This is a genomic window from Candidatus Nanosynbacter sp. HMT-352 (assembly GCF_021222645.1).
Lineage (GTDB): Bacteria > Patescibacteriota > Saccharimonadia > Saccharimonadales > Saccharimonadaceae > Nanosynbacter.
On record NZ_CP089520.1, the window covers coordinates 1 to 12,530 of the forward strand.

11 protein-coding genes and 1 pseudogene are annotated in these 12,530 nt (G+C 43.6%); 10 read left to right on the forward strand and 2 right to left on the reverse strand.

What is annotated here, in order from left to right; all coding sequences use genetic code 11:
- The first annotated feature begins 34 nt into the window (after positions 1 to 34).
- Positions 35 to 1,768, forward strand: a complete 1,734-nt coding sequence (gene dnaG, locus LR957_RS00005) for a DNA primase (RefSeq protein ID WP_232272970.1) — start codon at positions 35 to 37, stop codon at positions 1,766 to 1,768.
- 8 nt (positions 1,769 to 1,776) lie between these two features.
- Complete coding sequence (rpoD, locus tag LR957_RS00010; RefSeq protein ID WP_376787544.1) at positions 1,777 to 2,727, forward strand: RNA polymerase sigma factor RpoD; 951 nt, start codon at positions 1,777 to 1,779, stop codon at positions 2,725 to 2,727.
- On the opposite strand, the gene LR957_RS00015 is transcribed toward rpoD, so the two are convergent.
- Positions 2,728 to 3,315, reverse strand: coding sequence for an AAA family ATPase (locus tag LR957_RS00015; protein ID WP_232272971.1), 588 nt, complete (start codon positions 3,313 to 3,315; stop codon positions 2,728 to 2,730).
- Between the two features lie 62 nt (positions 3,316 to 3,377).
- On the opposite strand from LR957_RS00015, the gene LR957_RS00020 reads away from it, so the two are divergent.
- The 6 genes and pseudogenes from LR957_RS00020 (at position 3,378) to LR957_RS03655 (ending at position 9,604) form a co-directional block, all read left to right on the forward strand.
- The gene (locus LR957_RS00020) at positions 3,378 to 3,932 is read left to right on the forward strand and encodes a hypothetical protein (protein ID WP_232272972.1); all 555 of its coding nucleotides are present in this window, start codon (positions 3,378 to 3,380) and stop codon (positions 3,930 to 3,932) included.
- A 16-nt stretch (positions 3,933 to 3,948) separates the two neighbouring features.
- On the forward strand, positions 3,949 to 6,486 hold the full coding sequence (gene polA, locus LR957_RS00025) for a DNA polymerase I (protein ID WP_232272973.1): 2,538 nt from the start codon (positions 3,949 to 3,951) through the stop codon (positions 6,484 to 6,486).
- Positions 6,487 to 6,507: 21 nt separating this feature from the next.
- Complete coding sequence (locus LR957_RS00030) at positions 6,508 to 7,155, forward strand: hypothetical protein (protein ID WP_129632112.1); 648 nt, start codon at positions 6,508 to 6,510, stop codon at positions 7,153 to 7,155.
- A 10-nt stretch (positions 7,156 to 7,165) separates the two neighbouring features.
- On the forward strand, positions 7,166 to 8,044 hold the full coding sequence (gene mutM, locus LR957_RS00035) for a bifunctional DNA-formamidopyrimidine glycosylase/DNA-(apurinic or apyrimidinic site) lyase (protein WP_232272974.1): 879 nt from the start codon (positions 7,166 to 7,168) through the stop codon (positions 8,042 to 8,044).
- A complete protein-coding gene (gene holA / locus LR957_RS00040; RefSeq protein ID WP_232272975.1) occupies positions 8,041 to 8,955 on the forward strand; it encodes a DNA polymerase III subunit delta in 915 nt (304 codons plus the stop codon). Before mutM ends, holA begins: the two co-directional genes overlap by 4 nt.
- A gap of 17 nt (positions 8,956 to 8,972) precedes the next feature.
- Positions 8,973 to 9,604 (forward strand): annotated as a pseudogene (locus LR957_RS03655) (DNA alkylation repair protein).
- A gap of 56 nt (positions 9,605 to 9,660) precedes the next feature.
- Here LR957_RS03655 and rpsT read toward each other — a convergent pair.
- Positions 9,661 to 10,011 carry a 30S ribosomal protein S20 gene (gene rpsT / locus LR957_RS00055; protein WP_253073038.1) on the reverse strand — a complete coding sequence of 117 codons (351 nt, stop codon included), beginning with the start codon at positions 10,009 to 10,011 and terminating at the stop codon, positions 9,661 to 9,663.
- 157 nt (positions 10,012 to 10,168) lie between these two features.
- On the opposite strand from rpsT, the gene LR957_RS00060 reads away from it, so the two are divergent.
- Positions 10,169 to 11,863 (forward strand): DHH family phosphoesterase, encoded by a 1,695-nt coding sequence (locus tag LR957_RS00060; RefSeq protein ID WP_232272978.1) that lies wholly within the window; start codon positions 10,169 to 10,171, stop codon positions 11,861 to 11,863.
- A 3-nt stretch (positions 11,864 to 11,866) separates the two neighbouring features.
- Positions 11,867 to 12,523, forward strand: coding sequence for a tRNA pseudouridine(55) synthase TruB (gene truB / locus LR957_RS00065; RefSeq protein WP_232272979.1), 657 nt, complete (start codon positions 11,867 to 11,869; stop codon positions 12,521 to 12,523).
- Positions 12,524 to 12,530 lie beyond the last annotated feature (7 nt).

Here is a 12,530-nt window from a genome sequence, read left to right on the forward strand (position 1 = left end):
CAATAACAGAGGTAAATAGTGATATAATAAAAATATGAATGATGCCAAAGAAGAAGTGCGGGCGCGACTGAACATCGAGGATGTGATTGGTGAGTATGTTCAGTTGAAGCGAGCGGGGCGCAACTTGAAGGGCTTAAGTCCGTTTACCGACGAGCGAACCCCAAGCTTTATGGTTAGTCCAGAAAAGCAGATTTGGCACGATTTTTCTTCTGGAAAAGGTGGCGATATTTTTACATTTGTGATGATGGTGGAAGGAATAGATTTTCGTCAATCACTGGAGCATTTGGCTCGAAAGGCGGGCGTTGATCTGACTTTGTTTTCTAATGGCGACGGACGAACGGCCAAGCGTCGCGCCAGGGCTAGGGAAGCACTGAAACTGGCTGCCAATTTTTATCAGCAGAATTTGGTGAAAAATTCATTAGCTCTGAATTATGTGGTTAAAAAACGGCGATTAAATCGTCAAACGATTGGTGATTTTTTGATTGGCTATGCACCGGAGAATGGCGACGCATTGACTAAAGCATTGGAAAAAAGAGGATTTTCTAGGCAGGAATTGGCGGACGCTGGCTTGTCGAATCGGTTTGGTGGCGATTTGTTTCGTGGGCGAATGATGGTGGCGTTGAGTGACGGCAATGGCGAAGTTGTGGGATTTACGGGCAGAATTATTCATGACGATCCGCGCGCGCCAAAATATCTAAATACGCCGCAAACGCTGTTATTCGATAAATCGCGATATATTTTTGGTTTGCATCAAGCCAAGGAGGCGATTCGAAAAAGCGATGTAGCGGTGATTGTTGAGGGCAATCTGGATGTAATTAGCAGTCATCAAGCGGGCGTTAAAAACGTGGTTGCGACTTCTGGAACGGCGATGACGACGCAACATTTGAAGTCGCTTAGTCGATTGGCGGGGCGGATTCGCTTGGCGTTTGATGGCGATCGAGCGGGAGTTAACGCGACGGAGCGCGCTATCAACTTGGCACAGGAAGTCGGTGTGGAGTTGGAAGTGGTGAGTTTGCCTGATGGCATTAAAGATCCAGACGAATTGATCCAAAAAGATCCAGCGCTTTGGCAAGCGGCGATTGACCAATCTCAGCCAGCGGTGGATTGGGTGATTGCCAGATACGCGGAAATGGAGAATTTGAAGTCGGCGGAAGGCAAGCGGCGATTTTCGACTATTGCACTGAGGATTGTCCGAGGTTTGAAAGATCCGGTGGAGCAAGAGCATTATTTGTCGGTGATTTCTGAAAAAACTGGCGCGTCAATTACTGCGCTGAAGGCAAAATTGTCGAATGAAAAAGTTGCTGAACATCAATTGAAAAAGGCGAAAATTGAAAAAGAAAAACCGACTCCGGTTCAGGATGAAACTGAAGATATGCTGGCGGGGCTGGCGGCGAGTGAAAAATCTGTGCGGCGCTGGTTGGCGGCGATTTCTGGAGAAATGCTGGACGGCGACGGTGCGCGGCAATTGATTGGTTATATACGAAAAAACCCAGACGTAGACCTGGGTGAAGTTCCTCTGGACTTGCAAAAAATCGAACAGTATGTGAAAATAGTACAGTTGAAAAGTGAAAGTCGTTACGCCAATTGGGAGCAAAAAAGCTTGGACGAAGAGATGGCTCGGCTAGTCAGACAGATAACAATCAAACATCGCGAAAACAAAAAGAATCAATTATTAACGCAGCTTAGAGAGGCCGAGGCGTCGGGTGATGAGGTTTTGTCTCAGAATTTGCGCCAGAGCTTAAATAATCTGATTAAGGAGAAAATGTGAGCGACGATATCACGACGAAGCCAGTAAACTTAAATGAAGATGATGATTTTGATCCAACACTTATAGACGAAGAAGAATCGGAAGATTTGGATTCGTTGACAACTGGGCAATATTTGGACGACGTGTCGGACGACTCAGTCAGGTTGTATCTGCGGGAAATTGGTAAAATCCCACTACTTAGCGCTGAAGAGGAAATGGACTTGGCGCGCCGAATTGTTGAAGGCGATAAAAAGGCCAAGGACAAGATGGCTGAGGCGAATATGCGTTTGGTGGTATCAATTGCTAAGCGATATTCGGGTCGTGGCTTGGACTTTTTAGATTTGATTCAAGAGGGAAATACTGGGCTTTTGCGTGCGGTTGAGAAGTTTGATCCAGATAAGGGATTTAAGTTTTCGACCTATGCAACTTGGTGGATTCGTCAGGCAATTACGCGTGCGATTGCTGATCAGGCGCGAACGATTCGTATTCCAGTTCACATGGTGGAAACGATCAATAAATTGCTGCGTACTCAGCGACGAATGACACAGGAATTGAACCGTGAGCCGACAATTGAAGAATTGTCTAAAGAATTGGATATGGAGCCAGAGAAAATTGAATATGTCATTAAGATTAAGCAAGACATCTCTTCTTTGGATGCTGGTGTTGGTCGTGATGGTGAAGATGATGATTCTGTATTACAAGATTTTATCGTTGACGAAGATACGGTTTCACCGGAAGATTCCGCTTCAAATCAATTGTTAAAAGAGCAAGTTCAGGAAATTCTATCAAGTTTGAGTGATCGCGAGCAGAAAATTGTTCGAATGCGTTTTGGTTTGGATAATGGAAAAAACCACACCTTGGAAGAAGTTGGTCAGGAGTTTGCAGTTACGCGTGAGCGAATCCGTCAGATTGAAGCTAAGGCGCTAGCAAAACTTCGCAAACATAAGGATGCGAAAAAACTTTACGAATATCTGGATTAGTTAACACTGTTCGGGCGATTTACAAAAATGGGCGTCGTGGGTTACGGCGTCTATTTTTTGGTGTAATTGCTCGAGGCTGCCGTCGTTAATGATGAAATAATCAGCAATAGCAATTGGCCCACCTTTTTCCAGATTCTCGATTTCTGACCAGTCGCGCTGATCAACTTCGTGCGGTTGCATTGGGCGTTCTGCTCGTTTAATCATCCGCTGATAGCGGAGGTGTTTTGGTGTAACGATGGCAATAACAACAACCTGGCCAGGGAATTCATGTTTGAGGAATTTATATTCGCTCCAAGTGTATAGTCCATCCAAAACAATTTTATTTTGGCCAGCATTAATCAAATCATGGATGTTTTTTATAACGCGTTTGATTACAAAATCTTTGCCTTCGCGGCGACGAATCTCTTCGCGGAATTTTTGTTGATTATCCCAAGTTTTTTCAATTCCGGCCTCATCCATAGCCTTATAGATAACGCCACCGAAATAAATTTTTGGAAATCCTTTTTCTGTCAAATATTCGACAGCAGAACTTTTGCCGCTGCCCGCCAATCCAACCAGGGCGATAATTTTTGCGTGTGGTTGTGTCATGTAATAATTTTAACAATTTGTTGACATTCTTCAAAATAGAGCGTATGTTTAGGGTAAGTATTATGGAAACAGTTCATGGACATGCTGAAGAGTTGCCTCAGAATTCTCCTTCTGACCTTGATACTAAGGATCAAGAAAAATCGATAAAGAATTATAAGATAATGGCTCAGATTAAGGAGCTGGAGTCGAAATTTGATCGTAATCCAGACGGCAGTGATAGATGGGAGAGATTCGTTGATAGTCCAGTTCGGGATCAGTACGGACAGCTGTGGATGATTTGGGAAAATTCTGCCACATCTTCATGTAAACCAAAGGATCGTTATCAGGTGTATAAGATTTCAGATGGTGAGGTAAGTCTCAAGTATGCCTTCATAAAAGAGCTTGAGGTCGATCGTTATCCTAGGTATGAAAAAACCTCTTATGAGTTTTTTGTTGGTCCTGACGACGCAGGCATAGATGAGACTATAACGATATTCTTTGATAATAATAGAAAAATTGAGTATGCTCATTGTTATAGCTATCTGGAGGAGCGCAAGAGGCTGTATGAGAAATACGAAAGAGCACAGAAGAAACTTGCTGAGGTGTCAATAACCAATTCTCTGACGATAGCCGCTTAAATGCTACAATAGAACTATGAAGCGTCTAGTAGTTATTGATGGAAAGTCGGTGTTTTACCGAGGTTATTATGCTATGCCGGGATTGTCGATGGCTGACGGAACTCCGACTGGTGGTGTGTATGGATTTGTAAGTTTGGCAATTGAGCTAATTAAGAAATTAGAGCCGGATTATGTGGCGGTAGCTTGGGATAAGCGAGGTACGAATATCCGCAAGCGGCGGGAATTATATCCAGAATATAAAGCTGGTCGCAAGCCGGCGCCAGATGACTTTTACCAGCAAATTCCGATTTTACACGAGCTGCTTGATGCGTTTGGTTGGCCGCTTTATGAAATTGATGATTACGAGGCGGACGATATTATGGGCGCGTTTGCCAGGCAAGCAGAATCTCGCGGAATTGAAACGTGCTTGATAACGTCGGATTTGGACGCATTGCAATTGATATCACCGATGACCAAAGTCTACGCCATGAAAAATGGTTTAAGGAATATTGAGGAATTTACGGCGGAACACTTTGAAGAAAAATATGGAATTCGGACGGAACAATTCTTAGATTTGAAAGCGCTGAAGGGTGATTCAAGTGATAATTTACCGGGAGTGCCGGGAATTGGTGAGAAAACGGCGGTGAAATTATTGCAAGAATATGAAACTCTGGACGGAGTTTATGAACATCTGGACGAGCAAAAAGGCGCTTTGCGAACGAAGTTGGAAAATGGTCGCGAGTCGGCATATTTGACCAAGCAAGTGGCGGAAATTTGGACGGACGTGCCGATTGAGCTGGACTGGGATGTGGCGGATGTTAATGATTGCGACTTTGCGCGAGTAACGGAAATTCTGCAGAAGTTGGAGTTTAATTCGCTGATTGGACGATTGCCGCGAACGATGCAAATGGCGGAAAATGAGAAAAAAGAAGAACCGAAGTTGGATATTCCACGAATTGAAAAATTGCCCGACATGCCGATGTTTGAGGCGGAAAATATAATATATATCGATTCGTCGGAGCCTGACGTAATTTACATAAGCTCAAATCCTGAGTCGGCGTGGACGGCGAAAATTGATGAGATTAGTCAATCCGTGTGGCAATTATTGGCGCAGGGAACTGTGATCGCGGCTGATGTCAAACGGTTATATCACGCGTTGGATAATTATGGCGTGGCGGTGCGTTTTCATGAAGTTTGGGATGTTGAGCAGGCGGCATTTTTGATTGATCCGCTGAAGCGTGATCGTAGTTTGAATGCACTGTCTGGTGATTTTTCTGACGACAATTCCGCGCCTTATCAATTGGCTCGCTTGCACAAAATTTATCGTGAACAAAAAGTTTACATGTCGAACAATTCGCAAATTGCGCGTGTGGCTTACGAGTTTGATTTTCCAGTAATTTGGGCGCTATTCCAGATGGAAAAACGTGGGATGAAGTTGGATGATACGCTATTAAAACAGATGGGCGATGAGCTGGCGGCGGAAGTTGATGAGCTTGAACAACAAATGTATTCCATGGCAGGATACGAGTTTAACGCGTCTAGTCCAGCGCAACTTTCTGAGGTTTTGTTTACCAAATTGCAATTACCAACTGCGGGCATAAAAAAGGGAAAAACTGGATATTCAACAGGTCAAAAAGAGTTGGACAAATTACGTGGACAACATCCGATTATCGAGTTGATTGAGCGATATCGAGAATTGACCAAATTGATCAGTACGTACATTGAGGCGTTACCAAAATTGATGGCGACTGATGGGCGAATTCACACTACATTCAATCAGGATGTAACCAGCACGGGGCGACTAAGCAGTACAAATCCGAATTTGCAGAATATTCCGGTGCGGACTGAACTGGGTAGGAAAATTCGTCAGGCATTCGTTCCGAGTGATGGCAAAGTTTTTGTCGGTGCGGATTATTCGCAATTTGAGCTGAGGCTGGCGGCTGTGCTGGCAGGCGACGAGAAATTGATTGAAGACTTTAATAGCGATGTTGATATTCACGCAAAAACGGCGGCGGAAACATACGGAATATCGATTGACGAAGTAAGCAAATCTCAGCGTCGAGCGGCTAAAGTGATCAATTTTGGTGTACTTTACGGAATGAGTCCGCACGGTTTGGCGGCGGCTACGGGAATGTCATTTACAGAGGCGAAAAAGTTTATTGATCATTATTTTGAGGTGCGAAAGCCGATTCGTCAGTACTTGGATAAAATTCTAACTCAAGCGCGGGAACAGGGATTTGTTGAGACGTATTTTGGTAGGCGACGACCAACTCCTGATGTAAAATCGAGCAATTTTATGGTGCGATCTTCGGCAGAAAGAGCTGCGATGAATATGCCAATTCAAGGCACGGAAGCGGATTTGATGAAATTGGCAATGATTCGGCTGGAGGATAAATTGTCGGGCTTGGCTGATGCGATTTTACAGGTTCATGATTCGATTTTGGTGGAATGCAAACCTGAAGACGTCCAGAAAGTCAGCGAGATTATGAAAGCGGAAATGGAAGGCGTTTGTCCAGAATTGCCGATTAAATTGAAAGTAGATGTCGGGACGGGCGTAAATTGGGGCGAAGTGTAGAAAATATGGTATAATTACGCCATGAAATACACTCAACGACGAAATTCATTTTCTCGATTTGTACCAATTTTGCTGGTTATTGTTATCACGGTTGTGGCGGTAGCAGCGGTTATTGCGATTGGTCGAGCATTATTTGGTAAAAATGATTCAGGTCAAACAACAGATCAGAATGTTAACGTAGGACAAGTTGCTTTGTTGTCGACGGACGTGGGAAGTGCGGTTCGATTGACGGTACGCGGACCAATTGTAGCGAATGAGAATTTCCGCTCATATAGCATCACTATTTCGCCAGAATCTCGCGAAATGACGACGTACGAGGGATATTTGGATAAGCCGATTGCAGAGAAAAAATTGGACAATAACAGTAAGGCCTATACGGAGCTGGTTTATGCGCTTGATAAGCGAAAAATGATGGAAGGTACGCCGCTAACTGAGCAGCAAAACGATTTGCGGGGAATTTGTGCTAGCGGTAAAATTTACAAATTCGAAACTTTGAAGGACAATTCCGTTGTGAAGAGCTTGTGGACGTCGGATTGTAGCGGCTCTAAAGGTTCGGCGCAAGCTAATGTAAACGAGATTTTGGATATGTTTTTGAAACAAATTCCTGACGGCAAGAAAATGGCGGCTGGAATTGGTCTAAGTCAAGAAGAAGCTTTGTTTAAGCTGTAGGACTTGCCGAATGCCCGAGCTACCCGAAGTTGAGACAGTTCGTCGCGGTTTGGCGGATTTGCTGCCAGGTCAGGCTGTTGTGCGAGCGACAGTATTTGATTCGCCAAAAAGCTTTCCGAATTCACCCACTGACGTTCAGCAATTTTTATACGGTGCGCATGTAACGGCGGTGCGACGTCGCGCAAAAGTGTTGATGATTGATCTTGATACGCGTTATTCGCTGGTGATACATCTTAAGATGACTGGGCAATTGATTTTTCGTGGGGCTAATAGTTTTGCTGGTGGTCATCCTAGTGACAGTTTGATCGGTGATTTGCCTGATAGATCGACACGCGTGCAGGTTGATTTTACTGATGGTTCTCGCTTATTTTTCAATGATCAGCGTAAGTTCGGCTGGATGAAATTAATGCCGACCGATGAGATAGAAAATTTGCCATTTATGCAAAAGGTTGGGCCAGAGCCGCTTGATAAAAAAACTGAGGCAGGTGATTTTATTAAGCGAATTCGTCGTCGGCAAAATTCGATGATCAAGCCAGCGTTTCTTGATCAGTCGGTGATTGCTGGGGTTGGTAATATTTACGCTGATGAAGCTTTGTGGGCTGCAAAAATTCATCCCCAAACGCGAGTTAAAAACGTTAGCGATGACCAATTAGAAGATTTGTTTAACGAACTGCGTCAGATTTTGCAATTGAGTATTGATCAGGGAGGCTCGACGGATAAAAATTATGTTGACGCTGAAGGCAGGAGGGGTAATTATTTGTCGTTTGCGCACGTATTTCGTCGGGAAGGTCAGCCGTGTCATCGGCATCCTGACCAAGAAATTGTAAAGATGAAGGTTTCTGGACGAGGTACTCATATTTGTCCAGTTTGCCAAGTGGAGGCGAAGTGATTTATCTTTTTTACGGTGAAAATGAATTCGAGAAACGACAAGCAATTACTAAGCTGATCGGCAACGAAAAAGCAGCGCGACATGATGGCGAAGATTTGACGCTGGCTGGAATGCAGGAAATAGCAATTGGGCAGACGCTGTTTATCAACTCATCGGTGTATTTGATTTCAAAATTGAGCGAAAATTCTGAGGTTTGGTCGCAACTTCCAGATATGAAGTTTGATGATGACAGGACAATTATTTTGGTGGAAGATAAAATTGATAAGCGAACGAAAACGTATAAGTGGCTGCAGAAAAATGCCAAAGTTCAGGAATTTTCACCGCTTAGCGATCGTCAAAAATCGCAGCTTTTAAAGTGGTGTGTAGCGGAGACGAAGGCTCGTAGGTGTGAATTAACGAATCATCAAGCAGAGATAATTGTTGATCGCTTGGGATTTGATCAGTTGCGACTGAGCAACTTTTTGGATCAATTGGCGCTGACGGAAAAAGTGACAGATGATTTAATTGACAACTTCATACCTCTAGGGAGGACGGAAAATATATTTGATTTGTTTGTTTCGGCGCTGGCGGGTGATTATGATAAAGTTCACGATATAATTAGCTATTTGGAGTCGGAAAGTGGCGTTGACGGCGCTTATCAGACAATGGGGTTGCTCGCTTCGCAGGCAACTAACTTGACGGCGTTGGTTTTGGCTGACGGCGACAGTAAGTTGGTGGCTTCGGATTTTTCGGCTAGTCCGTATGTTTTACGAAAATTGGCGTCTTCAGCAAAAGGTATCGATAAGGAAAAACTGAAGAGGATAAATGATGCGCTGCTTCGGGCGGACTTGCAAATGAAAACAACTTCTGTAAATCCGTGGTTGCTTGTGGAGGCGGCGCTGGTTGGAATTGGAAAATACACCAAGGAATAGGGAGGTTGCTGGATTTTATGGATGATATTCGCGTAAAAGAATATATTGCGAGTTTAGAAAAAGAATTTTCTTTGATAGAAAATGGTTTCAAATAGGAAGAAAAAAGAGCCTTAACCGATTATAAATCTAATGCTAATGAACATATCAAGAAGTTGGCGTTTTTAGATTATAAATCTGACACATATCAAGTAAGGATGTATGGTGTATTTCTTTTTGGATACTTATCAGAACAAAATGATATTCTGGCATTTATGCGAGATGAAGTTTCCAAAGATGACAATTGGAGAGTTCAGGAAGTATTGGCAAAGGCATTTGATGAATTTTGCAAGAAAATAGGATATGAAAAAGCACTTCCAATAATTGATGAATGGTTAAAAACAATAATCCAAATACAAGGAGAGCCGTAACGGAGGGACTAAGAATATGGACGAGTCGACCATATTTCAGGGAAAATCCGAGCGAAGCCATTAGACTAATTGCTGCATTAAAAGAAGATTCCAGTGAATATGTTAGAAAGTCGGCAGGAAATGCTTTGAGAGATATTAGCAAGAAATTTCCAGAGTTGATTAAAATGGAGCTCAGCAGCTGGAAATTAGAGAGCAGAGAAATTAAACAGGTATATAAATTGGCGAGTCGATTAGTCGACTGATGTTAAATAAAAATACCCCAGTTAATTCCGGGGTATTTTCTAGTAATCTTTATAGATTATTTTTCAGTTTTCTTAGTAGCTGGCTTCTTTGCTGGAGCTTTTTTAGCGGCAGTTTTCTTAGCCGTTGCTGGCTTTGCGGCTGGTTTTTTAGCAGTTTCTAATGTGACGTCTGCTTTTTTAGCAATTTTGCTCAATGCGCTCTTTCGACGAGCAGCGGTATTTTTCTTAATCAAGCCTTTTTTAACAGCGGTGTCAATTTCGCTTTGTGCTGCAGCAAGAGTCTTTGCGCTTGGTTCTGCAGAGAAGGCTTTAACGGCAGTCTTAATGTCTTTTTTAATACTGATGTTTCGCTCGCGGCGCTTTAGGGTTTGTTTAGCACGCTTAATGGCGGATTTGATGATTGGCATGTTTCTCCTTTACCTCTATAGATTTGTATCGCTAATCAGGAAGAATTATACAGAAAATAGCATAAATTGTAAAGAGGTGGCTTAGATATTGACTTTACGGTAGTGCTTATGGTATAGTGATGCCAAGCGTAATTACAAAACAAACATAGGAAAAATCATGTCAAACGGATCAGCAAAGCAAAAAGTAATCCAGAGCATAAAGGATGTAACGAATATTTTAGTGACGGTGAGTTCTAGCCCGTCAGTCGATGAATTGTCGGCAGCATTAGGATTGACGATTTTCCTCAATAGACTAGGGAAGCACGCTACGGCTGTGTTTAGTGGTGACATTCCGCCAGCAATTACGTTCTTGAATCCTGATAAGACGTTTGAGCAGACTGCAGATTCTTTACGTGATTTTATTATTGCTTTAGATAAAGAGAAGGCTGACCATTTGCGCTATAAAGTTGTTGACGATGCCGTAAAGATTTTCATTACGCCATATCGTACGACAATTACCGATAAAGACTTGGAATTTTCACAGGGCGATTATAACGTTGAGTTGGTTTTGGCACTAAATGTTGAAAATAGTGAAAGTATTGACACGGCTTTGACTGCGCACGGTAAGATTTTACACGATGCTACGGTTGTGGCTATAACGGCGGGCGACATAAAGAGCGGTCTGGGTTCCGTTGATTGGCACGAATCTAATGCTAGTGGTGTGAGCGAAATGGTCGTGGAGTTGCTTGATGACCTGAAAACGCCAAAGGTAACTCTGGACGAGCAGATGGCGACGGCTTTGCTTACGGGAATTGTTGCAGTGACTGACCGATTTAGTAATAGCAATACGTCATCAAAGGTTATGACTACAGCCGCAGAACTTATGGCGGCTGGCGCGAATCAGCAATTGGTGGTTTCAAAGATCGCAGAGAGTGAAGTAGAGGACGAGCCACAGAAGATTGAAAAGATCGAAGAAAAATCTCCAGAAAAAGAAGAAGTTTCAGAGGGTAAAACTGAAGAAGCGGAGAAAGATGAGGAAACTGTACACGCGGACGGAACTTTGTCGATTAGCCACGAAAAGAAGGGCGATGTTGATGAAGTCGCCGAACAAACAGCGAAGGAAAAGCAAGAAGAATCTGCTAGGATTGCTGAAGAGAAATTGGCTAAAATTGAGCCAATAAAAGAGGAGCCGCAAGCCGAGGAAGAAAAGCCGAGTGAAAAAATAGTTTCAAAGGGCGAGCTTTCTTTTGAGGAAACTCCACTGATGGGTGGCACTCTGAACGCAACGACTACACAAGCTGCCGAGGATAAGATTAGGGAATTGGCTAACGACCAAAATAAAACCATTTTAACGCACGGTAAATATGTGGGTGATAGTACGCCGTCGTTTGGCGATGCTCCGTTAAATGCGGCTATGGGCGCGTCTGATGAACCACCAAAGATTGATCCGTTCGCGACAACTAATGCCGCTGAGCAAAAATTGTCGACAATACCTGTTGCACCGCAATCTGAAGAGTCGATTATTTCGGCAATTACCAACGACACAAATCAATTAAACAATCCAGCGACTTCAGTGTCGAGCCAGCCGATTGCGCCAATTGAGCCAGCAATAACAAATCCTGAAAATAACATACCAGGCTTTGATTTGCTGATGCCGCCAGCAATGCCGGATTTCGGTGCCTTGCCGCCGATGCCGCCAGCGCCTACGGGTGTTGATGTAAGTGGAATGCCACAGATTGCGCCGTTAGGGGTAGCTCCCGAGCCAGTAACCGCTCCGCAAGCTCCAGCACCTGCGCCGATCACCGCAATGCCAACTCAGCCAGCTCAAAACGCAGATTTCAATCCAGCACAATTCCAGATTCCAGGACAATAGTTGATGGACGAAGTGATTATCATAGATAAACCCCAGGGAATGACTAGCTTTGGGGTGGTGGCACGCTTGCGACGAGTTTTATCTAATCAGGCGGGAAAGAAGGTGAAGGTTGGCCATACGGGTACGCTTGATCCGTTTGCTACTGGGCTAATGATTATTGTGACTGGAAAGAAATGCCGCGAAGCTGAAACTTTCACTAAGTTAGATAAGTGGTACGAGGCGGAAATTATTCTGGGCAAGAATAGTTCGACAGGTGATCCGGAAGGCGAAATTACTGATGTGTCTGATTATGAGCCGAGTTTGGAAGAAGTTCAGTGGGTAATCGGTCAATTTGTGGGAAAAATTGAGCAAACACCGCCAATTTTTAGCGCAATAAAGATTAATGGTGAAAGAGCGTATAAATTGGCGCGCGAAGGTAAACAAGTTGAGATTCCTAAGCGCGTGATAGAAATTTACTCATTGGAACTATTGACATATGAATATCCCAAATTAAAGATCAGAACTCACGTTTCAAGTGGAACTTATATTCGGACGCTGGCGGTGGATATTGGCGAGAAATTGGGGACGGGCGCGTATTGTGAGAATTTGCGTCGAACAAAAATAGCCGACTATTCTATTGATCAGGCGAAGACTCTGGCGGACTTTGGGATTACTAGCTAATTGCAAA

Excerpts from the sequence above, each read along its gene's own strand:
- dnaG (WP_232272970.1), top strand. The coding sequence starts at position 35 with ATGAATGATGCCAAAGAAGAAGTGCGGGCGCGACTGAACATCGAGGAT.
- LR957_RS00015 (WP_232272971.1), bottom strand. The coding sequence starts at position 3,315 with ATGACACAACCACACGCAAAAATTATCGCCCTGGTTGGATTGGCGGGC.
- LR957_RS00020 (WP_232272972.1), top strand. The coding sequence starts at position 3,378 with ATGGAAACAGTTCATGGACATGCTGAAGAGTTGCCTCAGAATTCTCCT.
- polA (WP_232272973.1), top strand. The coding sequence starts at position 3,949 with ATGAAGCGTCTAGTAGTTATTGATGGAAAGTCGGTGTTTTACCGAGGT.
- LR957_RS00030 (WP_129632112.1), top strand. The coding sequence starts at position 6,508 with ATGAAATACACTCAACGACGAAATTCATTTTCTCGATTTGTACCAATT.
- mutM (WP_232272974.1), top strand. The coding sequence starts at position 7,166 with ATGCCCGAGCTACCCGAAGTTGAGACAGTTCGTCGCGGTTTGGCGGAT.
- rpsT (WP_253073038.1), bottom strand. The coding sequence starts at position 10,011 with ATGCCAATCATCAAATCCGCCATTAAGCGTGCTAAACAAACCCTAAAG.
- LR957_RS00060 (WP_232272978.1), top strand. The coding sequence starts at position 10,169 with ATGTCAAACGGATCAGCAAAGCAAAAAGTAATCCAGAGCATAAAGGAT.
- truB (WP_232272979.1), top strand. The coding sequence starts at position 11,867 with ATGGACGAAGTGATTATCATAGATAAACCCCAGGGAATGACTAGCTTT.